Source organism: Pseudomonas alkylphenolica, assembly GCF_016009175.1.
Lineage (GTDB): Bacteria > Pseudomonadota > Gammaproteobacteria > Pseudomonadales > Pseudomonadaceae > Aquipseudomonas > Aquipseudomonas alkylphenolica_B.
Window position 1 is genome coordinate 78,094 of the sequence record NZ_JADUCM010000003.1, and the last position, 22,302, is coordinate 100,395.

The following is a 22,302-nucleotide window of genomic DNA, read 5'->3' on the forward strand; positions in this document are numbered from 1 at the left end:
GGCGTTTTAGTATCTAAAGATCTATATAGGTTGGAAGAAGATGCGGAGCAAGGTGACGGGTGCGCAGCGCTGGGTCGTGAAAATCGGCAGTGCCCTGCTGACAGCAGATGGCAAGGGCCTGGATCGCGCGGCCATGGGTGTCTGGGTCGAGCAGATGGTGGCGCTGCATGAGGCAGGTGTCGAGTTGGTACTGGTGTCGTCCGGGGCGGTCGCCGCCGGGATGAGCCGCTTGGGCTGGGCCAAGCGACCGGCTGCAATGAACGAGTTGCAAGCGGCTGCCTCGATCGGCCAGATGGTGCTGGTGCAGGCCTGGGAGTCGAGCTTTGCCGAGCATGACCGGCACACTGCGCAAATCCTGCTGACCCATGACGACCTCTCGGACCGCAAGCGTTACCTCAACGCGCGCAGCACCTTGCGCACCCTGGTTGACCTGGGTGTGGTGCCAGTCATCAACGAGAACGACACCGTGGTCACCGATGAAATCCGCTTTGGTGACAACGACACCCTCGCCGCCCTGGTGGCGAACCTGGTGGAAGCCGACCTGCTGGTGATCCTTACCGACCGCGATGGCATGTTCGACGCCGATCCGCGCAACAACCCCGATGCGCAGCTGATCTTCGAAGCCCGTGCCGATGACCCGAGCCTGGATGCCGTGGCCGGTGGTACCGGCGGTGCCCTGGGCCGTGGCGGCATGCAGACCAAGCTGCGCGCTGCGCGCCTGGCAGCGCGTTCCGGTGCCCATACCATCATCGTTGGCGGGCGTATCGAGCGTGTGCTCGATCGACTCAAGGCGGGCGAGCGCCTGGGTACGCTGCTGTCGCCTGAGCGCGGCATGCTGGCTGCGCGCAAGCAGTGGCTGGCTGGCCACCTGCAGACCCGTGGCACGCTGGTGCTCGATGACGGTGCGGTGAAGGCGCTGCGCCAGGACAACAAGAGCCTGTTGCCGGTAGGTGTCAAGACGGTGCAGGGCAGCTTCCGCCGTGGCGAAATGGTGGTCTGCGTCGGGCCGGATGGCCTTGAGGTTGCGCGCGGCCTGGCCAACTACAGCGCCCTTGAGGCGCAGAAAATCATCGGCCAGTCGTCCGAGGCCATCGAAGGCTTGCTGGGCTATAGCGCGGAGCCGGAACTGGTGCACCGCGACAACCTGATTCTGGTCTGAGGAAAACAGCCGTGCTCAAAGGAATAGTTGCCGCAGCGCTACTGGCGCTGCCGATGCTGGCGGCGGCCGAGGAAATCGGTCAGGTGTCGACCGTGTTCAAGTTTGTCGGGCCGAACGACCGTATCGTCGTGGAAGCCTTCGATGACCCGAAGGTGGACGGGGTGACCTGCTACCTGTCGCGGGCCAAGACCGGCGGCGTGAAAGGTGGCCTGGGCCTGGCAGAAGACCGCGCCGAAGCCTCGATTGCCTGTCGTCAGGTGGGGCCGATCCATTTCAAGGAGCAGCTCAAGGACGGCGACGAGGTGTTCAAGGAGCGCACCTCGCTGGTGTTCAAGACCATGCAGGTGGTGCGTTTTCTCGACAAGAAGCGCAACACCCTGGTCTACCTGGTGTATTCGGACCGCCTGATCGAAGGCAGTCCGCAGAATGCGGTCACGGCGATTCCGATTTTGCCTTGGCCTCAGCAATAAAATCGCGTTGAAACCATCGCCGGCAAGCCGGCTCCCACAACGACCTGTACATGCGGTCTCTGTGGGGGCCGGCTTGCCGGCGATGGGGCCTGAAAGGCCCCTGAAAGAAGTGTCAGGCTGACGCTTCTTCCGCTTCCTCCCGCACCACGGCCTTCTCCACATCCCGGCGGCTGATGTACTTCCAGTCCGCTTCGTCAATGTAGATCCCGTTCGGCCCGCTACCGCCTTCCAGGTCGATGGCGACATGCGCCGACACCTGTGGCTTCACGCTCGCCAGAATCGGTACGAAACCGAGTTGCAGGCTGGTTTCCAGCAGGGCGGCCTGGTTGCGTTCGTCGATGTCCGCTGCCTCGTCGAGGTAGTACGGCAGACGCACACGGCCGGCCAGGTCACGGTCCATCAGGTGCAGCAACAAGTACATGTTGGTCAGCGCCTTGATGGTCATGGTGGTGCCGTTGGACGCCGCGCCGTCGATGTCGGTGTGGATGATCGGCTGGCCACCGACCTTGGTGATCTCGAAGGCCAGTTCGAACAGGTCCTTCAGGCCCAGCTGGTTGTGGTTGGCCGCCACCAGTCGCGCCAGGTATTCCTTGGCCTCTTCGTTCTTGTTGTCCTGTTCGGCACTGGCGCTCAGGTCGAACACCGACAGGGTCTCGCCTTCTTCGTACTGACCGGCGCTGTGGATGATCTGGTCGATGTGCTTGAGCGCTTCCTTGTTCGGCGCCAGGACGATACGGAAGCTCTCTAGGTTGGAGACCTGGCGTTTGTTGATCTCGCGGTTGAACAACGCCAGCTGGTGTTCGAGGCTGTCGTAGTCGCTGCGAATGTTGCGCAGGGTCCGGGCAATGTCAGTCACCGCTGCGCGGCGTGCCTTGCCCAGGGTCAGCGCTTCTTCGGTGCGGTGCGAGTAGGCGTTGATCAGCAGCTGCAGACGGCGCTCCATGTCGTCTTCGCTGTCGAACTTGGCCACGCCCTTGAGGCGTACCTGGGCGTACAGCGCTTCGATCTGGCCATCGACCCGCAGCAGGCCTTGCCAGCTGTCCTGGTAGTCGTTGAGCAGCGGCAGCAGGTTGTCCATGGTGTCGTCGACCGGCTCCATGAACGGGGTGCCGAAGGGCAGGTCGGCAGGCAACAGCTGGCGGCGGCGCAAGGCATCGTCGAGAGTGCGCTGCTTGGCTTCCATGTCGGCGATCTGGCGGCCGACCAGCTGCAGCTTGGCCGACAGCTGCTGGACGCGTTCGGTAAAGGCGTCACTGGAGCGCTTGAGCTCGTCCTGGGCGGCTTCCATCTGCGCCAGTTGTTCGAGCTTGTCGCCTTCTTCGGCAGCCAGGGTCTGGCTGCGGCGGAAGTCTTCCAGGGCTTTTTGCGCGTCCAGTACCTGCTGGTACAGGGCCTCGGTCTGGGTCTTGCTGGCGGCGCGGTCGGCGGCCACCGCCTGCTGGGTCTTGAGCTGCTTGAGCTCTTTCTCCAGGCGTTCTTTCTGGTCACGCAGGGCGGCGCGGTCGGCCAGGGCCTGCAGGGCCGGCGGCTCGATGTGCGAGAGGTCGATGGACAGGCCCGGTGCTTCGAAGCGCTCGCCTTTGAACCCGTCCAGTACCGCTTCCAGGGATTTGACCCAGAGGTCGCTGTCATCCAGCTCGATACCGCGGTCGCCCAGCGGCAGGCTGAACAGGGCGCCGTTGAACAGGCGCATCAGGCGTTCGACGTCCTGCTGCGAGAACTCTTCGCGCAGGCGGGCGTAGCTGTTGTTGTCGGCGTGGTCGAGCTGCTGCTTGACCGACTTCAGGCGCTTCTCGAGATCGCGCAGGCGCTCTTCGAGGTCTTCGGCACTGAACTGACGGGACTGGGCCAGGGCGCCGGCCAGTTCGTCGTGGGCGTCTTTGGCGGCCAGCAGCTGCTGTTCCAGCACCTTGACGTCATCGACCAGGGCAAAGCGGTGCTTGAGTACCGACAGTTCGCCGAGCCAGCGTTGCACACCGGTGATTTCACGTTCCAGGCGCATCAGCTCCTGGGTGCCGCCACGCTGGTCGTTCTGCAGGCTGTCCTGTTCGTTCTTGTAGTGCTCGGCCTGGATCACCAGCTCTTCCTTACGGGCACTGGCGTAGTCCTGCCAGGTGCCCAGCAGCGAGTCGAGCAGGGGCGACAGGCGGTGCAGCTTGCCGCGCAGGATGTCGCGCTGGGCCACGCCGTTGGCCAGGGCCTCGACCAGCGGACCGGCGGCTACCAGCGAGTTGTAGTCCTGCTCCATGCGCCGCACATCGCGGAACGCCTCTTCGCAGGCGGCGATGTAGTCGACGCTGCCCGAACGCAGGCTGTGCTCGAAGGCGTCGAGGAACAGCTGCTTGAGTTTCGCCGCAGTGATCTCGCGCATGTGCAGCAGGTTGATGAACAAGGCGCGGAAGGTCTTCAGGCTTTGTTCGCTGGTAGAGCGCAGCGGGATCAGCGTGAGGTCCAGCGGGATCGAGGTGTGGCCACCGACCAGCAGCCGCCGCAGTTCGTCAGGCTTGAGTTCGTAGGCCTTGAGGCCATTGCGCTCGAGGTTGCTGAACAGCTCTTTCTGGCGCAGGCAGGTGTCGTCTTTCTGGTAATGGGCCAGGTCCAGCTCACCTGCGTAGGCGAAGAACTGATGACCGAAACCGCCACCCGGGCCACGGCCGACCACGCCGATGACGTGCGGGCCGTGCGGCAGGTTGACCTCGCAGAGGATGTAGCTGGTGTCGCTGGCAAAGTAGAAGCGGCGCGACTGCTCCAGGCTGTATTTGCCGAAGCTCATGTCGGACATGCGCGCCAGGATCGGGAACTGCAGGGCGTTGATCGAGGCACTCTTGCCCAGGTTGTTCGCGCCATAGACCGACAGCGGGTGTTCCAGGGGGAACAGGCCCAGGCTGTAGCCGGCGGTGTTGAGCAGTGCGAAGCGGCGAATGCCGTAGCGTTCCTGGCTCATGCGTCAATCTCCTGTTGCTCTTCGGCGATGGCTCGGGCCAAGGCGTCTTCTTCACTTTCTTCGAACGGGGTGAGGTCGAGCGGGTCGTCGGTGCGGTTCAGTTCTTCGGGGCTTTCTTCTTCGACCAGTACCGGCGTTGGCAGCGGCAGTGCGCTGTGCAGGCTGGCGGCGAGGTCACGGTCCTGCTGGACCGACAGGCAGACGTCGAGGAAACGGTGCATCGGCGGCAGGAAGCGGTAGATGCCGTTTTCTTCGTGGGCAAAGCCGAGCTGGGTCATGCGGCGCATGATCTTTTCTTCCAGCTCGTCGGCGGTTTGCACTTCGGCCTGGATGAACAGGTCGCGGTACTTCTCCAGCATCGACGGCAGTTCGTCACGGCCGAGGCTGCCACCGTCAAGTACCGACATCGGGTCGCGGCCCTGGTCGGCGAGGTGCTCAACCAGGATGAAGGTGAACAGCGACAGGCGCTGGGCGGTCTTGTTGACCTGCGCGGCCGCCTGGTCGGGGACGAAGTAGTAGAAGCCACGGGTGTCACAGACCAGCTCGAAGCCCAGGGCCTTGAACAGGCCGCGGTACTGGTCCTGGAAGTTTGACAGCTGGCCGTACAGCTCCGGGTCGCGGCGGCTGATATGGAAGCCCTTGAACAGCTCGCGGAAGATCGGTGCGAGCTGGGACAGTTCGGAAAGATCAAGATGCATGGGCAGGGCTCGCAGTAGGCTCAGGCGATGGTTCGCGGCTAGATGTCAGGGCGAAGGAGCGCAGGCTGACCTGGTGTTCGCGGGTGAGGTAGTCGCGGCGCTCGAGGCGTTCGCGGGTAAAGCGTTTTTCCCGCGACAGGCGCGAGAACCAGTACAGCAGTTCGTCGGTGGCGCCGTCGGGCTCCTGCTCCAGCAGCCAGACCATCAGGTCCGGCAGGGGCAGGGCGCCTTCGCAGCGTTCGAGCATTTCCTTGACCGTGCGCGGCGCCCGCGGGGCATCGCCCTTGTGGCTCTTGTGCGCCTTGGGGAATTTCGCCGGCTTGGGTTCGAAGCGGGCCAGGGCATATACGTAGGCTTCGACCTGACTGGCACTGCCAAGGAAGGTGCTCTGCGGCCGGGTGAACATCGGCATGGCGGCTTGCGGCACTGCGTCCAGGCCCTTGCGGCGGATCACCGAGAGGGCCAGCGCGGCCCCGCGGGTCACGGCGTTGTGGCGGCGGGCTTCTTCACGCAGCGGCAGCAACAGCTCGCGGGCATGGCGCAGGGTCAGTTGGGCGCTGGTCTGCATCTCGAGGATCCGCGCGTGGGTGCGCAGGAGCATGTCGTCATCGACCAGATGGCCCAGGCGCGCCTGCTCGCCAAGCAGGCGCAGCAGCACGGTTTCGACCTTGCGCACGCCTTGCTCGAAGGCGCCGTCGGCGTTCACCAGTTGAATCATCGGTTCGACGTATTCGTCCCAGGTCGCCAGGACTTCGGCGTAGCGCTGGCGCAGGGGGATCTGCCGGTCGCTGGTCTTGGCCCGTTCGGCCACGGCGACCAGCGCCTGTTCGTCATTGTCGAGTTTTTTCAGTACGTCGCGTACGCGCATGTCGAGCAAGCGCAGCTGGCGTGCCAGGTCGTTGCCGTCGCGAATCTCGAAGGCGTCCTGAATGTGCCCGGCCAACCGCTCGAGGTGGCGCAGGTAGGCTTCGATCTCGAGGCACAGGCCCAGGCGGTGTTCGCGGCGCAGGTAGGCGAGGAAGTCGTGGATCTGCGCATTGAGCTCGAAGCGGTTGGGGCTTTTCGCCACCGGCACCAGAATATCCAGGCGAATCCACACGTCGAGCAGGCTGGTAATGTCCTGGGGCGTGCTCTCCAACTGCTGGTTGGCCAATTGCTGACGCAGTTCGGCGAGGCTCAGGGTGCCCCCGTCGAAACGCTCGCACAACGGCTCAAGCAAGGCCCAGTGTTCGGCTAGGGCGCGCAGGACGCGCTTGGGTTCGATCATTGGCGGGTCGACTCGTTGCCAAATAAAAGCGCCGATTGTACTGCATCAGGTGGCTGTCGATTCACCCCTGATCGTTTTGAGCTGCAACCGGGCGCTTTTCTGCCGATCAACAGCGGCGCGCAGCGGCGAACAACGGTAGAATGTCGACCCTGACTTATCCACAGATGGCCGATCCTTCTTTGTTAATCGAGTCCCGCCGCCGCGCTTACCTGAACGCCATGCAAGTGGTGCACTGGCTGCCGCGTACCGAACTGCCGTTCGCCGCGCCGTCGCGCCCGGAGCTGTTGCTGCCGCTGGCGCCGATGGACGAGCCGGTGTTCGATGCGCCGCCCGAGCAAGCGGTGCCGGCTGCGGTCAGTGTACCGGTGGCCCGCAGTGGCGAGCGGCCGAAGATCGAGATTCCGCGCCCAGGCAGTACGCCCAAGGTGGTGAGCAAGCCCGTGGAAGAGGCCGAAAAGGCCGCGGTGGCCGCCAAGCCGGTGCCCGTTGCGCCACCGCGCTTTGCCTTGCAGCTGCTGCGTGCCGGCAATTGCCTGCTGCTGGTGGAGCTGGCCACCGGCGAGCCGTTCCAGAGCCGCGACCCTTCCTACCTGTTGCTCAAGGACATGCTGCGCGCCGCCGGGTTGCCCGACAGCCCGCAGATCATCGGCGAGCCGGTACGCTGGCCGTTGCTGGTGCGTGGCAACCTCGACCAGGGGCCGCAGGCCGCCACCGATTTTGTACAAGGCTTCATCCAGGCGCGCCTGGAAGAAGCGCCTTGTGTCTGCCTGTGGCTGATCGGTCTGCCAGCGGTGCGGTTTGCCGGTGAGGCCGATGCACACAGTTATTACCGCGAGCTGCCGGTAGATGGCCTGGGCACCGCCTGGGCGTTGCCGGGCCTCGAATTGTTGATGGACGAGCCGCAACGCAAGGCGGACGTCTGGCAAGCCATGCGCCGGCTGATGGCGCGCTGGAAACCAAGTGATGAGTGACACGATCAGCTTCCGCCGGATGACCGAGGCGGATCTGGATGCTGTACTGAAGATCGAATACGCCGCCTTCAGCCACCCCTGGACCCGGGGCATTTTCCTCGACGGGCTCAAGTCCTATGAAATCTGGCTGATGTTCGAAGGTGAGCAGCAGGTCGGCCATGGCGTGATCAACGTGATCATCGACGAGGCGCACCTGCTCAATATCACGGTCAAGCCCGAGAGTCAGGGGCGGGGCCTGGGCTTGCGCCTGCTGGAAGAACTGATGAAGCGTGCCTACGCGCTGAACGGGCGCGAGTGCTTCCTCGAGGTGCGCGCCAGCAACCAGTCGGCGTATCGCCTGTACGAGCGTTACGGTTTCAACGAGATCGGTCGTCGTCGCGATTACTACCCGGTTGCCGGTGGTCGCGAAGATGCCCTGGTCATGGCGTGTACCTTGATCGACTGAACAAGCGTCACTGTAGCCAGGCAACGAAACCCTGATGAGAAGCGACCATGCACGATCTACAAGAACTGATTGATAACAACGCGCGCTGGGCTGACTCGATCAAGCAAAAAGACCCGGACTTTTTCGCCAAGCTTGCGCGCCAGCAAACCCCGGAGTTCCTCTGGATCGGTTGCTCGGATGCACGGGTCCCGGCCAACGAGATCGTCGGTATGCTGCCGGGCGACCTGTTCGTTCACCGTAACGTCGCCAACGTTGTGCTGCACACCGACCTGAACTGCCTGTCGGTAATCCAGTACGCGGTGGACGTGCTCAAGGTGAAGCACATTCTGGTCACCGGCCACTATGGTTGTGGCGGTGTGCGGGCGTCGATGCAGGACCGTCAGCTGGGCTTGATCGATGGCTGGCTGCGTTCGATTCGCGATCTGTACTACGAGAAGCGTGACGAGCTGGCAGCCCTGGAAGGCGAAGCCAAGGTCGACCGCCTGTGCGAACTCAACGTCATCCAGCAGGTGGCAAACGTCGGCCACACCAGCATTGTGCAGAACGCCTGGCACCGTGGGCAGAGCCTGTCGATCCACGGCTGCATCTATGGCATCAAGGACGGCCGCTGGAAGAGCCTGAACACCACCATCAGCGGCTTTGAGCAACTGCCACCGCAGTACCGGCTGCGCCCGCAAGACTGATGTAAGCGCCGGCTTGCCGGCGATTCATGCTTAACTCCTGATAAGCCCAAGGCAGGGAAGGAGTGAGGCTGATGGCAGCGTTGAGGGTGGTTACCGGCGTAGGGGTTCTTCTTGCGCTGTTGTCCAGCGCACAGGCGCACGCCGATGAGCGGGACCTGTACCTGTTTGCCCAGTGGGCAGGCGACCATGAAACCCGGACGTTTCGCCAGATGCTGGTCGACGCACGGCTGTACGGCATCGTGCCGATCCATCAGTTGCTGCGTTCGGCCAGTGACTGGCGCCAGTGTTCGGCGCAGCCCTTTGCCGTGGCGCCGGTCGCGCAGTGGCCTGCGGTACGCTCGACCCTGCAATTACTCAAGACCCTGAGTGACCGCGGCGTGCTGCCGCGTTATGAAGTGGTCTCGGCCTACCGCAATCCAACGCTCAACCGCTGCGCCGGCGGCGCTGTCGACAGCGCCCCCACCCGTGCGTTTGCCGTTGATGTGTTGCTGCCGTCGTGGGCTGATCCCAATCCGTTGTGCCAGTTCTGGCAGACACAAGGCAAGGCCTGGAACATGGGCCTGGGCCGTTACCCATCGGGGCGCATTCATATCGACACGGCCGGTTTTCGCACCTGGGGTGGGGACTTCAGTGCGGGCTCATCCTTTTGCGCATTGCCGGGTGCCGGCAGTCCTCAGAGCAAGTGAGCCAGGCAAGCTTCGGCTTGTGCCTTGACCCACGTGGCGAAGCGCTGGCAGTGCTCATTGGCGAGCATCGGCGGCGGGCAGATCAGGTGGTACGCCGACTGGTCCTGCACAAAGCTGCGCGGGGCGTGCAGCTGGCCGCCATCAATTTCGTCCTGAACCATCAGAAATGACGCCATCGCCACGCCCAGGCCTGCGGCGGCCGCCTGAATGCACAGGTAGAAGTGTTCGTAATCGGCGCGGGTGGTGTCGTTAGCCGATTCGCCGGTAAGGCGCAGCCAGGTGTTCCAGGCCGCGGGCCGTGATGCGCTGTGCAGCAGGCGCATGCCCTGCAGGTGGTGCGCGGGCAAGGTCTGCTGAGTGCTGCACACAGGTCCCACCCATTCGTCGCAGATCTTCACGCTGTGCAGGTCGGGGCTCCAATGAAAATCATCGCGGCGCAGGGCCAGGTCGACACCGCTGCGGGCGAAGTCGATGGGGCCACCCGCCGCGACCAGGTGCAGCTGAATGTCCGGGTGGGCGGCATGAAACGCCGGTAGCCGGGGGATCAGCCATTTCATCGCGATGGTCGGCTCGCAGGACAGCGCCAGCACGTTCTCTTTGGCCTGCTGTTGCACGCGATACACCGCGCTTTCCAGTTGTTCGAACACCGACAGGGTCGTGCCCTGCAAGGCCCGGCCCGCCGGGGTGAGGAAAATAGCCCGGTTTCGCCGCTCGAAGAGTTGCACACCAAGCGATTCTTCAAGCTGACGCACCTGACGGCTCACGGCGCCGTGGGTGACGTTGAGCAGTTCGGCGGCGCGCACAAAGCTTTGCGTCTGGGCGGCGACGTCGAAATAGCGGAAGGCGCAGAGGGAGGGCAGCTTCATAATGTCTGTGAGGAAAACTAGCGGATTTGACTCACTATAAATCGCTTTTTAACCGGCATGCAGCTTTCGATAATAAAGCGCTACAGAGCTATCTGTTCTTTTTCCTAGCAGATCGAGGCGCTTTACTTGAACGAACTTATCGCCGTTGCCCTTTTCACTGTTCTGGCAGTCATCAGCCCGGGCGCCGACTTTGCCCTGGTCACCCGCAGCAGTTACGGCGCCGGGCGTCGTGCCGGCTTGTCTGCAGCGTTGGGTATCGCGCTGGGGGTGCAGGTGCATGTGCTGTACACGGTGCTGGGCATTGCCCTGGTCATAAGCCAGACCCCATCGCTGTTCCTGCTGATGAAGGTACTTGGCGCGGGGTATCTGATTTATTTGGGCTACCAGTCGTTGACCAACACCACGCGCATCAAGCTGGAGAACACCGATTCCGCCAGTGGGGCGGGAGTGGGTGTCGCTTTTCGCGCAGGCTTTCTGACCAATGCACTCAACCCCAAGACCATGTTGTTCGTGGTCAGTGCCTATACCCAGGTGGTGCAGCCGGGCAGTGCGCTGGCGACAGATTTTGCCTATGGCGCCTTCATGTCGTTTGCCCACTGGCTGTGGTTCAGCCTGGTTGCGGTGTTTTTCTCCCGCGCTGCACTGCGTCGGGCCATGCTGGAGCGTCAACGGCTGGTTGACCGGGTGATCGGCGTGGCGCTCATCGGGCTCGGGCTGGCGGTGGTATTTGCCAGTGCGCGCTAGGTGGAGCAAAAAACGCAGGCAAGAAAAAAGGGCTTACCTTTCGGTAAGCCCTTTTTAGTACTTGGTGGCTACACAGGGACTTGAACCCCGGACCCCAGCATTATGAATGCTATGCTCTAACCAACTGAGCTATGTAGCCAAGTGGCGCGCATTATTCGCTCGAAACGGATTGCTGTCAACACTCTTTTTCAAAAAAAATTATCGAACGATCAACCGCTTAGCCATTTCAGGGGTTCAGAGGCCATTTTTCGCGGGGTGTCGCCTCAGCGAACGATGATCAGCTGCCCCGCCAGGTGGTTGGCTTTCAGTTGCTGGCTGCTGATCAGGGCGTCGAAGGCGGTGTTGGCCTGGTCGAGGTCGAAGCTGCCGCTGACCCGTTTCTCTCCCGAATGGTCGTCGAGCAGCAGCAGGCGCGCCCCCTGGTAGTCGGCCAGTTTCTGCAGCACCTCACGCAACGGCACCTCGCTGACCCGCAGTTGTCCTTCTCGCCAGGCCAGCAAACGCTCGGCATCGACCTTCTCGACCTGATCCAGGCGCCTGCGATTGAAGGTCAGGCGCTGGCCGGCGGCGAGCAGGCGCTTATCGCCATTACTGCTGACCTCGACGTTGCCGTTGAGCAGTACCACCTCGTTGTGGTCGTGGCCCCGGCTGACTGAAAGGCGCGTACCCAGTACCTGCACCTGGGCCTCATCGATGTCGACGACAAACGGCCGGCCATCGCGAATAACCTCGATGTACACCTGCCCCTGAACCAGTCGCACCCTGCGCACCGGGCCGCGCAGGTCGACATCCACGGCGCTGGCGCTGTCGAGGGTCAGGCGGGAGCCGTCGGCCAACTGCACCTGACGGCGTTCGCCGGGTGCCGTGGCGACATTGCTGTTCGCCCGTTGCACCGCAGGCCACTGCGCCAGCAGCACCAGCCCAGCGATCAACAGCACACCGGCCGCCACCGCCCAACCTCGCCAGGCGCGTGCAACCGTGCGCGGCGGAGCCCGACGCGCACGGCGTGGGGGAACCTGCAGCTGTTGCCAGAACAGCTGCACCTCGGCAAAGGTCCGCGCGTTTGCAGGGTCTTCGAGCCAGTGTTCGAAGGTCCGACGCTCATCAGGCTTCAGGTTGTCGGCACGCAGGCGGCTGAACCAGTCGAGGGCCTGTTGTTCGCGGTCGTCTGATTCGACAGGTTGAGCGGGAGCGGGCGAAGGATTCATAGAGGATCGGTCTTGTTTCAGCGTGCAATGAGGCCGCGTCGTTGTTGTTCATTCCGAAAAGATGCTAAAGCTATTGAGAATTATTAACAAGTACGACATTTGCACGCTCGTCGAAAAGAATAGTGCGCTTGCTAACGAATTCTGGATAATTGGATCCCAACCCACCGACGGATGTCCTAGTCATGGCTGTGAGCAGTGTCGCGTCAACTTCACCCACCCCTAGCGCTGCTGCCCAGAGCAGTCCGCTGGTCATGCGGATCATTGCCGCCTGTGCCCTGGCGCACCTGATCAACGACCTGATCCAGGCAGTACTCCCGTCGATCTACCCGTTGCTCAAAGCCAACTACGGCTTGAGCTTTGCCCAGGTGGGCATGATTACTCTGACCTTCCAGATCACCGCTTCCTTGCTGCAACCCTGGGTAGGCTTTTATACCGACCGCAAGCCGATGCCGAACCTGCTGCCGCTGGGCACGCTGTGTACGCTGGTGGGCATTGTCATGCTGGCGTATGTCGGCAGTTTCCCGATGATCTTGCTGGCGGCGGCGCTGGTCGGTATTGGCTCGTCGACCTTCCACCCGGAAACCTCGCGTATTGCACGCCTGGCTTCGGGCGGGCGTTACGGGCTGGCGCAGTCTTCGTTCCAGGTTGGCGGCAATGCCGGCTCGGCGCTGGGCCCGTTGCTGGCGGCGGCGATCATCATTCCGTTCGGGCAGGGCAATGTGGTCTGGTTCGGTCTGTTCGCAATCTTTGCGGTACTGGTGACCTACGGCCTGAGCCGCTGGTACCGTGAACACCTGAACCTGTTCAAGGCCAAAGCCGGCCAGGCGGCCACCCACGGCCTGTCGCGCGGGCGGGTGATCGGTGCGCTGGTGGTACTGGGCCTGTTGGTGTTTTCCAAGTACTTCTACATGTCCAGCCTGACCAGCTACTACACCTTCTACCTGATCGAGAAGTTCGACCTGTCGGTGGGCAGCTCACAGCTTCACCTGTTCCTGTTTCTTGGCGCGGTAGCGGCGGGCACCTTCTTCGGCGGGCCGATCGGTGACCGTATCGGCCGAAAAGCGGTGATCTGGTTCTCGATTCTCGGTGTCGCCCCGTTTACCCTGGCGCTGCCGTACGCGGACCTGTTCTGGACCAGTGTCCTCAGTGTGATCATCGGTTTCATTCTGGCTTCGGCGTTCTCGGCCATCGTGGTGTATGCCCAGGAGCTGGTACCGGGCAATGTCGGCATGATCGCCGGGATTTTCTTCGGCCTGATGTTCGGCTTTGGTGGTATCGGTGCGGCATTGCTCGGTTACCTCGCCGACTTCAAAGGGATCGAGTACGTCTACAGCATTTGCTCCTATCTGCCGCTGTTCGGTTTGCTGGCCATCCTGCTACCGTCTACCGGAAAGCGCTGAGGCCTCAAGATAGAGCTATTGACGGGTGGCATGGGTTCTCCTAGAGTGCCGCCCATTCTTTCCTGTGTAACCGACGTATGAGCCGCTTCAGCCTTACATTCGCGCAACGCCAGCCGGTCATCCTGACCCGTTGCTGCGATTGGCCGAGCGATACCGTGCTCAAGCGTCGGCGCAGCGTGCTGTTCGCCTTCACCTTCTCCCCACCCGTCCGCGCCCACTGATCAGGCTGTTGCGTGCCCGGCTTCCTGCCGTGGCCGAGCCTTTGTACATCTGAATTTTTTCGGTCGTGTTTGCGCGCGCCCGGGGCAATGTCGTCGCGATGTTGCCCCGGGGCGGCGGTTGTGGAGTGGTGATGAACAAGCGTTTTCTGGCGGGCCTGTTGTTCGCGGTGTCCGTTGTCGGTTTCAGTCTCGGTGCGAGCCTGCCCCTGGTGTCGTTGCGTCTGCTCGAGGCGGGGGCCAGTACCCTGCAGATCGGTATTCTTTCGGCCATCCCCGCGGCGGGCATGATGCTCTCGGCGTTCATGGTCGATGCCTGCTGTCGCCACCTTACCCGGCGTACCATCTACCTGCTGTGCTTTGGCTTGTGCACCTTGAGCATCGGCCTGCTGGAGTGGGCGTTTTCTTCCATCTACCTGCTCGGGCTGCTGCGGTTGGGGTTGGGGATCGGCATGGGCATTGCGATCATCCTCGGCGAGTCCTGGGTCAATGAGCTGAGCCCGGAGCACAACCGCGGCAAGATCATGGCGCTGTATGCCACGGCGTTCACCGGCTTCCAGATGCTTGGCCCGGCGATGCTGGCGCTGCTCGGGGCGCAGAGCGTCTGGGTGACCGCGGTGGTGACCGGCTGTTATGGCCTGGCACTGGTGTGCATCATGCTGACGGTGCCAGACGACCACGTCGAGCACGGCGAAGAAGGCGAAAAGAGCTTCTCCCTGGCCGGCTTCTTCCGCGTCGCGCCGGCCTTGTGCATGGCTGTGCTGTTCTTCTCGTTCTTCGATGCGGTGGTGCTGTCGTTGATGCCGGTGTACGCCTCCAGTCATGGCTTTGCCGTGGGCGTGGCGGCCTTGATGGTGACGGTGATCCTGACCGGCGACATGCTGTTCCAGTTGCCGCTGGGCTGGCTGGCCGATCGCAGTGAGCGGACCCTGGTACATCTGGTGTGCGGCGTGGTGGCGATGCTGATCGGCCTGGCCTTGCCCTGGCTGTTGCAGGTGCAGTGGTTGCTGTGGCCGGCGCTGGTGGTGCTGGGCGCGGTGGCCGGTGGGGTCTATACCCTGGCGCTGGTGCTGATCGGGCAGCAGTTCAAGGGGCAGGACCTGGTCACGGCCAACGCCAGTGTCGGGTTGTTGTGGGGTGTGGGCAGCCTGGTGGGCCCTCTGGTCAGTGGTGCGGCGATGGATGTTGCCCCGCATGGGCTGCCGATGGCGCTGGCGATCATGGCCGCACTGTTTGTGTGTTTTGCCCGGGGCGCCAATCGCAAGGCGTATCGTCTGAGGACAGCGGAATAAGCCGGGCGCATGTGATCGTACAACCAATTGCGCTATGATCCGGGCTGAAGAACATTCGGGACAAACGTTCGATATGAAAGACCAGAGCGCACTGCCACGCGCCCGTAGAAAGCCCCGTAGCCTGGCTCAGGAACTGGTGACCATCCTCACCGAGCGTATCCGTGATGGTCACCTCAAGCGTGGCGACAAGCTGCCGACCGAATCGGCCATCATGGAAGAACAGGGGGTCAGCCGCACCGTGGTGCGCGAGGCGATCTCACGCCTGCAGGCGGCCGGCCAGGTGGAGACTCGCCATGGCATCGGCACCTTTGTGCTGGATACCCCGAGCCCGAGTGGTTTTCGTATCGACCCGGCGACGATCGTCACCCTGCGCGAGGTGCTGGCGGTGCTCGAGTTGCGTATCAGTCTGGAGGTCGAGTCCGCCGGCCTGGCGGCCGTTCGCCGTAGCGCCGAGCAACTGGCCGCCATGCGTGAGGCGCTCGATGCCCTGAACGAGAGCGTGGCCCATGCCAGTGATGCGGTGGCATCGGACTTTCAGTTCCACCTGCAGATTGCCATGGCCACCGGCAACCGTTACTTCACCGATATCATGACTCACCTGGGTACCAGCATCATCCCGCGTACGCGGCTGAACTCGGCGCGCCTGGCCCATGATGACCAGCAGCATTACATGAGCCGGCTCAGCCATGAGCATGAGGCCATCTACGAGGCCATTGCCCGCCAGGACGCCGAAGGCGCCCGCGCGGCCATGCGCCTGCACCTCACCAACAGCCGCGAACGACTGCGCCTGGCGCATGAGCAGGCCGAGGCGCAAGAGCAACGCCCCTGATTGCTGGCACGCCGGGTCACTTTCGCTAAAACTTCAAGTGTCATACCCGGCGTGACTTTGCCCAGGCATATCACTCTGAGCGCAGTGATGCTGGCAGAGTGCTGAGGGACGGCTCCGGCCGTTGGGGGGCGCTACGTCGTGCAGGCGCCTGCAGGGCCAGCCGTCCATAGAAACACAGCGCGGTCAGCCAGGTGCTGAACCATACGAAGATCCCTGCCCAGAACGTATGCGACATGTAGTGCCAGCCTTGCAGCACGCGGGTGGTGCCATAGACAAAGCCCAGCAGCAGGATCGCAACCAGCAGCTTGCGTGCATGCGGCCAGCGATGGCGCAGGGCGACGAAGTACAGGGCCAGCAGGGTAAATCCGCTGGAAGCATGGCCGCCGGGCCAGCATCGACCGTCACCGGCCTTGCTGAACCAGGTGAAGTTTTCATACCACTCCATGTGCAATTGCGGACCCCCATACAGCGTGGTTTCAACCGGGCAGTACACGCTGGTGTGGCTCTTGAGGTAGTGAATCACGGTGGTGCACAGCGCAAAGGCCACGACCACGAAGAGGAAGTCACGGCGATGCTGCGTGGTAAAGCGCAGTACCGGGGCAATGCGTGCTTTTTCCAGAAAACGCACCGGAGCAGCATGCGTATGGCCCGCCAGGCGTGGCCAGACAAAAGACAGCAATGACCCGATGATTGCCGCTTCGCCGGTCCAGTTCGGCAGCACCCGTGGCCATTTATGCGTGACCTTCTCGAACCACTGGTCATGCAGCAGCGGGAACTGGCCGCTGACCGGATCGAGCAGCAGATTGCTGATCCATTGATCCAGCCGGGTCAGGTCGAACATCAGGAAGACCATGACCGCGATCAGCAGCGGCAGGCCCAGGTTGTTCAGGTAGAAGGCAGTGCGTGAACCTTGTTGCATGCTCAATTCCTTGTGCTGGCCAGCAGCTTTTGCCACTCGGGGGCATTCATCTGGCCGAGGATTCTTGGTTTGCCATTGGCACCGACAGACACAAACAAGGCACTGGCATAGGCGCTGGAGCGCTCACCACCGGGCACATTCAACTGTCGCTCAAGTTGGTCGATGCAACCGCTGTGGGTGACCAGCACGAGGTTCTGCTCGGGCGTTTTATGCGCGAGGGCGGCTGCGTTGAAATTTTTGTCGCACTGCTGAACCCAGTCCTCGGTGGCAATCGCTTTGCCGAACATGAAGTGAGCGGTTTGTCGGGTTCTGACCTCAGGGCTGCTCAGCAGCCTGGCATTGCCCAGGCCCAGCGTCTGCAAGCCGTCGCCGACCCCTTTGGCTGCCTGGCTACCGGCGGTGGTAATGCCGGCAGGATCATTCAGGCAAGGGCTGCGTGAACGGTCGCAGCGTTCGGCGTGGCGTACCAGGACAATCACTGCGCCTTTTGCCCATTCGCTGTACACACCGCTGCGATTCATCTGGTTATCGCTACCTAGGTCCACAACCTGAGTCCTCGTTGCTACCCACGTGGTGATGCTTGCCAGTGCGCCAAGCAGGCACAGGCTGATAAGGATGGATCTGGCCGAGGGCAGGTTTCGTCGCCGGTTTGGCGTCGCCAGGACCACTTTTTCAATTGAGCTGTTGAACATACGGCTACTCCACGACGCTGAGCGGGGCCGGGTGGCTGTCTACTGAACAGGCACCGCGAACGTGCCAGCACTCTAGAAGGGCGGCTGTGGTGAGCAGGTGAAGTGGTTGTGAAAAAAACCTTGGGGGTGACGGCTACGGTTAGCCGTTTGTGCAGCTCTTTCTGGCGATGGTTCGAACCCAAACGCAATGCGCCTGTCAGAAGGCGTTACTGAGTCAGTAAGCGATTGTTTATGATGCGGTTGTAACTAGATATATGTAACTTTTTATATCTTTAGAAATAAACTGTTACTCGGCGTAAATTATGTAAATACGCTTCGTCTGATAATTACTCCTAAATAGTATTGCGCATCATTTTCTAATGGTGGCAATCCTGATGGCACATAAGGTTGAAACAATACGTCGTTCTGAGTCTGGTCATCTTTATACTGCGCTGGGTTTGGCAGTAGCATCCTGGTCTTCCGTCAGCCTGGCTGAAACATCCAGTGCGCCGGTTGCCGCATCGGCTAAAACGCTGGAACTGGATGCGACCAATATTTCTGGGAAACATCACGAAACATTTAAGGTCGACGAAATGTCGTCGCCAAAGTTCACCGCACCGCTTCGAGAAACCCCGAAGTCGATCACCATTATTAATGAAGCATTGATGAAAGAGCGGGGCGTTACTTCGCTGACTGATGTGCTGCGTACAACGCCAGGTATCACCCTGGGCGCCGGCGAGGGTGGTACACCACTGGGGGATCGCCCGTTCATTCGCGGTTTCGAATCCAGTACCGACATTCAGATTGACGGTGTCCGCGATCTGGGGCGGATGTCTCATGAAGCCTTCAACGTCGAGCGGGTAGAAATCGTCAAAGGCCCGGGCTCTGCCTACAGCGGCCGCGGCTCGACCGGCGGCACGATCAACCTGGTGAGCAAGTCGGCGAAAATGGAGGATTCCATTGGTGGCAGCGTCACCATGGGTACCGACCAGCTATGGCGCAACACCATCGACATCAACCAATACCTGCCTGACCAGGACATAGCCTTTCGCCTGAATGCCATGAAGCATGAAGCCGACACTCCCGGGCGTGACGATGTCGAAGTAAAACGTTGGGGTATTGCCCCGACTATTACCTGGGGGCTGCAAGGACCTACCCGGGTAACGGCAAGTTACTACCACCTTGAAACTGACGATATCCCGGATCAGGGTCACCCGATTTCGCTGATTACCAATAAACCGGCAGATGTTGATCGTGACAACTTCTATGGACTGGTAGACCGCGACTTCCGCAAAACGTCTGCCGACCTGGCAACATTGATACTCGAACATGACTTTACTGAAGAACTGACGCTGCGTAACACCTTGCGCGGTGGCCGCAGCATGCAGAACTACGTCATGAGCCGTCCGGTGTTTGCCAACGAGGCGCAAGAAGAAAGTGGCCAGGTAGGGCGTGGCTTCCGCCCGCGCAACGTGGTCAACACCACGCTGGTGAACCAGACCGACCTGTTTGGCTCTTTCCATACCGGAACTATCAAGCACACCTACGCTGCCGGCATGGAACTCAGCCGCGAAACCATTACCGACAAGAATAAATATGTCGGCAATAACGGCCGTCCGGCGGATTTGTACAATCCCAACCCCCACGACGGTGGCTGGACCCTGCTGCCAGGCACCGGTGAAGTCACCAGCAAGAACCAGACCGAGGTCAAGTCGCTGTATGCCTTCGACACCCTTGGCCTGCACGAGCAATGGGACCTCAACCTCGGCCTGCGCTATGACGACTATGACGTGAAGAACCGCGTTGCTGGCGGCGCCGAGTCGTCCAGCGAGCTGTGGAACTACCAGGTCGGCGTGGTGTACAAGCCGATGCCCAATGGCAGCATCTATCTGTCGTACGGGACCTCGTCCAACCCGTCGGGTGAAAACACCCAGTCTGGTGGTGCCGACGGTGCCGGTGCCGGCAACCTCAACGGTAACAAGGCCAACCTGGACCCTGAAAAGTCCCGCAGCGTGGAGCTGGGTACCAAGTGGGACGTGTTCAACGAACAGCTGTCGTTGACCGCTGCAGTGTTCCGCACGGAAAAAACCAACGCACGGGTCACCGATCCGCTCACCGGGCTGGTGGCGCTGGATGGCGATCAACGGGTGACCGGTATCGAGCTGGAAGCCACAGGGCGCATTACCGATGCCTGGGCAATCTGGGCGGGCTACACCTATCTGGATGCAGAAGTCGTGAAGTCGGGTGGCGATCGCAGCAACGACGGCAATCAGTCCAAGTTCATCGCGCCTAACAGCTTCAGCGTGTGGACGTCCTACGACATCGACGATCGCTGGACGGTCGGCGCGGGCGCCAACTACATGGACGAGCGCTACATGAACGATGCCAACACCATCACCGTGGATGACTACTGGCGCTACGATGCGATGCTCGGCTACAAGGTCAACAAGAACCTCGACCTGCAGCTCAACGTCCTCAACCTGACCGATGAAACGATCTACGACGCTTCCCACGTCGGGTTGTTCGCGACCGTCGCGCCGGGTCGCTCCGCTGAGCTGACCGCCAACTTCAAGTTCTGATTGGTCCCGCCCCACGGCGGCAGCATCGGCCAGGCCCGTGCTGTCGCCGCTGTGATTTTTCTGCTCCCGCGTCGCCACGGCGCCTGCCTCTGCCTACGCTGTACACTGCAGGCGGTGTGTTCAGGAGCAACCGATGACCCCCATACGTGAATTGGAAAGCGCACGTCTCGTGCTGCGCCAATGGCAGGACGACGACCTCAACGAATTTGCGGCCATGTGCGCTGACCCGCAGGTGATGCGTTATTTCCCCGCCCCTTTGACGCGCCTGGAAAGTGCCGCGCTGATCGGACGCCTGCGCGGTCATTTCAATGAATACGGTTTTGGCATGTGGGCGCTGGAGCGCAAGGACTCCGGTGCATTCATCGGCATGACCGGCCTGCTCAATGTCGGTTTCGACGCCGCGTTCACCCCCGCAGTGGAAATCGGCTGGCGCCTGGCACGGCGTCACTGGGGCCTGGGCTTTGCCAGTGAGGCAGCCTGGACCAGCCTGCGCTGTGCCTTTGCCCAGTTGGGGCTGACAGAGGTGGTTTCATTCACTGCGCACAGCAACCTGCCGTCACAAAAGGTCATGCAGGCCATTGGCATGCAACAGGACCTCGAGGGCAGCTTCCTGCACCCCAAACTGGCCGAGGACCATCCGCTGCGTGCGCATGTGCTCTACCGTATCAACCGGGCGCAGTGGCAACAGACACTGCGCGGCTGAATTGCACAACATACGGGAGAGCTATGACAAACCCTGTATCATTTGTCGCAGTTGCGCATTGCTTTGGAGAATCTTGAATGAGCCACGTGTTGGACGATCTGGTTGACCTGCTGAGTCTGGAAGCCATCGAGGAAAATCTGTTCCGCGGACGCAGTCAGGACCTGGGGTTTCGCCAGCTGTACGGTGGCCAGGTGCTGGGGCAATCGCTGTCGGCAGCCAGCCAGACGGTGGAAGAGGCGCGTCATGTGCATTCGTTGCACGGCTACTTCTTGCGTCCGGGTGATGCGGCCATGCCGGTGGTGTACTCGGTTGACCGGGTTCGCGACGGTGGCAGTTTCAGTACCCGGCGGGTGACGGCCATCCAGAAAGGCCAGCCGATCTTTACCTGCAGTGCGTCGTTCCAGTACGACGAAGAAGGTTTTGAACACCAGACACAGATGCCAGCGGTAGTCGGCCCGGAAAACCTGCCTTCGGAAGTGGAGTTGTTCCAGCGTATGGCTGATCGCCTGCCTGAGTCCATCCGCGACAAGATGCTCTGCGCCAAGCCGATCGAGATGCGTCCGGTCACCGAAGAAGACCCGTTCAACCCCAAGCCGGGCGATCCGGTGAAGTACATCTGGTTCCGTGCCGACGGCACCCTGCCGGACGTACCGGCGCTGCACAAGTACATGCTTGCCTACGCGTCGGACTTCGGTTTGTTGACCACCTCGCTGCTGCCTCACAGCAAGTCGGTGTGGCAGAAGGACATGCAGATCGCCAGCCTCGATCATTCACTGTGGTTCCACGGCAACCTGCGTGCTGACGAGTGGCTGCTGTACGCCATGGATAGCCCATGGGCCGGCAATGCCCGCGGTTTTTCCCGTGGCAGCATCTTCAACCAGGCCGGACAACTGGTCGCTTCGTCCTGCCAGGAAGGCCTGATTCGCCATCGCAAGGACTGGACATGAGCCTGAAGGATATTCGTCACTGGGTGTTCGACATGGATGGCACCTTGACCGTCGCGGTGCATGACTTCGCGGCGATTCGAGAGGCACTGGAGATCCCGCCGGATGACGACATCCTTACCCATCTGGCCGCGTTGCCGGCAGCAGAAGCAGCCGCCAAGCACGCCTGGTTGCTGGAGCACGAACGTGACCTGGCAATGGGTTCGCAGGCGGCGGCCGGCGCGGTGGAGCTGGTGCGCGAGCTGGCTGCACGTGGCTGCCAGCTGGGCATTCTCACCCGCAATGCGCGTGAACTGGCGCATGTCACGCTGGAGGCCATCGGCCTGGCCGACTGCTTTGCCGCGCCGTATGTGCTGGGGCGCGATGAAGCGCCGCCCAAGCCGCATCCCGGTGGCTTGCTGAAGCTGGCGCAAGCCTGGGAAGTGGCGCCCGGCGAAATGGTCATGGTCGGCGACTATCGCTTTGACCTCGACTGCGGCCGCGCAGCGGGCGCCCGCACCATCCTGGTCAACCTGCCGGACAACCCCTGGCCGGAGCTGACCGACTGGCATGCCGCTGATTGCCGGGCACTGCAGGCGTTGCTCGGCAACCCGTAGCGGATACCGG

Annotated in this window: 22 protein-coding genes and 1 tRNA gene; 15 read left to right on the plus strand and 8 right to left on the minus strand. The window is 61.9% G+C overall.

All coding sequences use genetic code 11. From position 1 onward, the window contains the following. Positions 1–40 precede the first annotated feature (40 nt). Together proB and I5S59_RS04785 are read left to right on the plus strand one after the other, a co-directional pair. Positions 41–1,159: a glutamate 5-kinase gene (gene proB, locus I5S59_RS04780; protein ID WP_128322828.1), complete on the plus strand. Its 1,119-nt coding sequence runs from the start codon at positions 41–43 to the stop codon at positions 1,157–1,159. Next, positions 1,156–1,629 carry a CreA family protein gene (locus tag I5S59_RS04785; RefSeq protein ID WP_420066438.1) on the plus strand — a complete coding sequence of 158 codons (474 nt, stop codon included), beginning with the start codon at positions 1,156–1,158 and terminating at the stop codon, positions 1,627–1,629. The genes proB and I5S59_RS04785 overlap by 4 nt, the downstream gene beginning before the upstream one ends. A gap of 112 nt (positions 1,630–1,741) precedes the next feature. Here I5S59_RS04785 and mksF read toward each other — a convergent pair whose 3' ends face one another. Genes mksF through mksB form a run of 3 tightly spaced genes read right to left on the minus strand, consistent with a single transcriptional unit; the run spans position 1,742 to position 6,538 of the window. Beyond that, on the minus strand, positions 1,742–4,573 hold the full coding sequence (gene mksF, locus I5S59_RS04790; RefSeq protein WP_197875619.1) for an Mks condensin complex protein MksF: 2,832 nt from the start codon (positions 4,571–4,573) through the stop codon (positions 1,742–1,744). Beyond that, positions 4,570–5,271, minus strand: a complete 702-nt coding sequence (gene mksE / locus I5S59_RS04795) for an Mks condensin complex protein MksE (protein ID WP_128322826.1) — start codon at positions 5,269–5,271, stop codon at positions 4,570–4,572. Before mksE ends, mksF begins: the two co-directional genes overlap by 4 nt. Continuing rightward, on the minus strand, positions 5,261–6,538 hold the full coding sequence (gene mksB / locus I5S59_RS04800; RefSeq protein WP_197875620.1) for an Mks condensin complex protein MksB: 1,278 nt from the start codon (positions 6,536–6,538) through the stop codon (positions 5,261–5,263). Before mksB ends, mksE begins: the two co-directional genes overlap by 11 nt. A 179-nt stretch (positions 6,539–6,717) precedes the next feature. Between mksB and I5S59_RS04805 the strand changes: the two genes are divergently transcribed. The 4 genes from I5S59_RS04805 (at position 6,718) to I5S59_RS04820 (ending at position 9,323) form a co-directional block, all read left to right on the plus strand. Further along, positions 6,718–7,509, plus strand: coding sequence for an energy transducer TonB (locus tag I5S59_RS04805; RefSeq protein WP_197875797.1), 792 nt, complete (start codon positions 6,718–6,720; stop codon positions 7,507–7,509). Further along, on the plus strand, positions 7,502–7,954 hold the full coding sequence (rimI, locus tag I5S59_RS04810) for a ribosomal protein S18-alanine N-acetyltransferase (protein ID WP_128322824.1): 453 nt from the start codon (positions 7,502–7,504) through the stop codon (positions 7,952–7,954). Before I5S59_RS04805 ends, rimI begins: the two co-directional genes overlap by 8 nt. 47 nt (positions 7,955–8,001) lie before the next feature. Beyond that, entirely contained in the window at positions 8,002–8,637 is a 636-nt protein-coding gene (gene can / locus I5S59_RS04815; protein ID WP_128322823.1) for a carbonate dehydratase, read from the plus strand. Between the two features lie 71 nt (positions 8,638–8,708). Then, positions 8,709–9,323, plus strand: coding sequence for a D-Ala-D-Ala carboxypeptidase family metallohydrolase (locus tag I5S59_RS04820; RefSeq protein ID WP_197875621.1), 615 nt, complete (start codon positions 8,709–8,711; stop codon positions 9,321–9,323). On the opposite strand, the gene I5S59_RS04825 is transcribed toward I5S59_RS04820, so the two are convergent. Beyond that, entirely contained in the window at positions 9,311–10,189 is an 879-nt protein-coding gene (locus I5S59_RS04825) for a LysR substrate-binding domain-containing protein (RefSeq protein ID WP_197875622.1), read from the minus strand. The genes I5S59_RS04820 and I5S59_RS04825 overlap by 13 nt on opposite strands. A gap of 126 nt (positions 10,190–10,315) precedes the next feature. Here I5S59_RS04825 and I5S59_RS04830 point away from each other — a divergent pair, with 126 nt between their 5' ends. Then, entirely contained in the window at positions 10,316–10,933 is a 618-nt protein-coding gene (locus tag I5S59_RS04830; RefSeq protein ID WP_197875623.1) for a LysE family translocator, read from the plus strand. A 62-nt stretch (positions 10,934–10,995) separates the two neighbouring features. Here the strand turns inward: I5S59_RS04830 and I5S59_RS04835 are convergent. Together I5S59_RS04835 and I5S59_RS04840 are read right to left on the minus strand one after the other, a co-directional pair. Continuing rightward, positions 10,996–11,072 (minus strand) — tRNA-Met (locus I5S59_RS04835). A gap of 124 nt (positions 11,073–11,196) precedes the next feature. After that, positions 11,197–12,141: a FecR family protein gene (locus I5S59_RS04840; protein WP_197875624.1), complete on the minus strand. Its 945-nt coding sequence runs from the start codon at positions 12,139–12,141 to the stop codon at positions 11,197–11,199. Between the two features lie 182 nt (positions 12,142–12,323). On the opposite strand from I5S59_RS04840, the gene I5S59_RS04845 reads away from it, so the two are divergent. From I5S59_RS04845 to I5S59_RS04860, 4 genes are all read left to right on the plus strand, one after another. After that, positions 12,324–13,541 carry an MFS transporter gene (locus I5S59_RS04845; protein WP_197875625.1) on the plus strand — a complete coding sequence of 406 codons (1,218 nt, stop codon included), beginning with the start codon at positions 12,324–12,326 and terminating at the stop codon, positions 13,539–13,541. A gap of 77 nt (positions 13,542–13,618) precedes the next feature. Further along, entirely contained in the window at positions 13,619–13,762 is a 144-nt protein-coding gene (locus I5S59_RS04850) for a hypothetical protein (protein ID WP_197875802.1), read from the plus strand. Positions 13,763–13,893: 131 nt separating this feature from the next. Further along, positions 13,894–15,051, plus strand: a complete 1,158-nt coding sequence (locus I5S59_RS04855) for an MFS transporter (protein ID WP_197875626.1) — start codon at positions 13,894–13,896, stop codon at positions 15,049–15,051. 73 nt (positions 15,052–15,124) lie between these two features. After that, positions 15,125–15,880 (plus strand): FadR/GntR family transcriptional regulator, encoded by a 756-nt coding sequence (locus I5S59_RS04860; protein ID WP_197875627.1) that lies wholly within the window; start codon positions 15,125–15,127, stop codon positions 15,878–15,880. A 70-nt stretch (positions 15,881–15,950) separates the two neighbouring features. Here the strand turns inward: I5S59_RS04860 and I5S59_RS04865 are convergent, their stop codons facing one another. Together I5S59_RS04865 and I5S59_RS04870 are read right to left on the minus strand one after the other, a co-directional pair. Further along, positions 15,951–16,799 (minus strand): phosphatase PAP2 family protein, encoded by an 849-nt coding sequence (locus tag I5S59_RS04865; protein ID WP_197875628.1) that lies wholly within the window; start codon positions 16,797–16,799, stop codon positions 15,951–15,953. Between the two features lie 2 nt (positions 16,800–16,801). Then, the gene (locus I5S59_RS04870; RefSeq protein ID WP_420066435.1) at positions 16,802–17,491 is read right to left on the minus strand and encodes a histidine phosphatase family protein; all 690 of its coding nucleotides are present in this window, start codon (positions 17,489–17,491) and stop codon (positions 16,802–16,804) included. Positions 17,492–18,063: 572 nt separating this feature from the next. Here I5S59_RS04870 and I5S59_RS04875 point away from each other — a divergent pair. The 4 genes from I5S59_RS04875 to I5S59_RS04890 all read left to right on the plus strand — a co-directional run bounded on the left by I5S59_RS04875 (position 18,064) and on the right by I5S59_RS04890 (position 22,292). Next, entirely contained in the window at positions 18,064–20,049 is a 1,986-nt protein-coding gene (locus I5S59_RS04875; protein WP_232239590.1) for a TonB-dependent receptor, read from the plus strand. 133 nt (positions 20,050–20,182) lie between these two features. Beyond that, a complete protein-coding gene (locus tag I5S59_RS04880) occupies positions 20,183–20,752 on the plus strand; it encodes a GNAT family N-acetyltransferase (RefSeq protein ID WP_197875631.1) in 570 nt (189 codons plus the stop codon). Positions 20,753–20,829: 77 nt separating this feature from the next. After that, the gene (tesB, locus tag I5S59_RS04885) at positions 20,830–21,699 is read left to right on the plus strand and encodes an acyl-CoA thioesterase II (protein WP_197875632.1); all 870 of its coding nucleotides are present in this window, start codon (positions 20,830–20,832) and stop codon (positions 21,697–21,699) included. Further along, a complete protein-coding gene (locus tag I5S59_RS04890; RefSeq protein ID WP_197875633.1) occupies positions 21,696–22,292 on the plus strand; it encodes an HAD family hydrolase in 597 nt (198 codons plus the stop codon). Before tesB ends, I5S59_RS04890 begins: the two co-directional genes overlap by 4 nt. Positions 22,293–22,302: the final 10 nt, after the last annotated feature.

Excerpts from the sequence above, each read along its gene's own strand:
- I5S59_RS04875 (WP_232239590.1), top strand. The coding sequence starts at position 18,064 with ATGTCGTCGCCAAAGTTCACCGCACCGCTTCGAGAAACCCCGAAGTCG.
- I5S59_RS04870 (WP_420066435.1), bottom strand. The coding sequence starts at position 17,491 with ATGTTCAACAGCTCAATTGAAAAAGTGGTCCTGGCGACGCCAAACCGG.
- I5S59_RS04840 (WP_197875624.1), bottom strand. The coding sequence starts at position 12,141 with ATGAATCCTTCGCCCGCTCCCGCTCAACCTGTCGAATCAGACGACCGC.
- rimI (WP_128322824.1), top strand. The coding sequence starts at position 7,502 with ATGAGTGACACGATCAGCTTCCGCCGGATGACCGAGGCGGATCTGGAT.
- proB (WP_128322828.1), top strand. The coding sequence starts at position 41 with ATGCGGAGCAAGGTGACGGGTGCGCAGCGCTGGGTCGTGAAAATCGGC.
- I5S59_RS04825 (WP_197875622.1), bottom strand. The coding sequence starts at position 10,189 with ATGAAGCTGCCCTCCCTCTGCGCCTTCCGCTATTTCGACGTCGCCGCC.
- I5S59_RS04880 (WP_197875631.1), top strand. The coding sequence starts at position 20,183 with ATGACCCCCATACGTGAATTGGAAAGCGCACGTCTCGTGCTGCGCCAA.
- can (WP_128322823.1), top strand. The coding sequence starts at position 8,002 with ATGCACGATCTACAAGAACTGATTGATAACAACGCGCGCTGGGCTGAC.
- mksB (WP_197875620.1), bottom strand. The coding sequence starts at position 6,538 with ATGATCGAACCCAAGCGCGTCCTGCGCGCCCTAGCCGAACACTGGGCC.
- I5S59_RS04865 (WP_197875628.1), bottom strand. The coding sequence starts at position 16,799 with ATGCAACAAGGTTCACGCACTGCCTTCTACCTGAACAACCTGGGCCTG.
- I5S59_RS04820 (WP_197875621.1), top strand. The coding sequence starts at position 8,709 with ATGGCAGCGTTGAGGGTGGTTACCGGCGTAGGGGTTCTTCTTGCGCTG.
- I5S59_RS04850 (WP_197875802.1), top strand. The coding sequence starts at position 13,619 with ATGAGCCGCTTCAGCCTTACATTCGCGCAACGCCAGCCGGTCATCCTG.
- I5S59_RS04860 (WP_197875627.1), top strand. The coding sequence starts at position 15,125 with ATGAAAGACCAGAGCGCACTGCCACGCGCCCGTAGAAAGCCCCGTAGC.
- tesB (WP_197875632.1), top strand. The coding sequence starts at position 20,830 with ATGAGCCACGTGTTGGACGATCTGGTTGACCTGCTGAGTCTGGAAGCC.
- mksF (WP_197875619.1), bottom strand. The coding sequence starts at position 4,573 with ATGAGCCAGGAACGCTACGGCATTCGCCGCTTCGCACTGCTCAACACC.
- I5S59_RS04855 (WP_197875626.1), top strand. The coding sequence starts at position 13,894 with ATGAACAAGCGTTTTCTGGCGGGCCTGTTGTTCGCGGTGTCCGTTGTC.
- mksE (WP_128322826.1), bottom strand. The coding sequence starts at position 5,271 with ATGCATCTTGATCTTTCCGAACTGTCCCAGCTCGCACCGATCTTCCGC.
- I5S59_RS04890 (WP_197875633.1), top strand. The coding sequence starts at position 21,696 with ATGAGCCTGAAGGATATTCGTCACTGGGTGTTCGACATGGATGGCACC.
- I5S59_RS04845 (WP_197875625.1), top strand. The coding sequence starts at position 12,324 with ATGGCTGTGAGCAGTGTCGCGTCAACTTCACCCACCCCTAGCGCTGCT.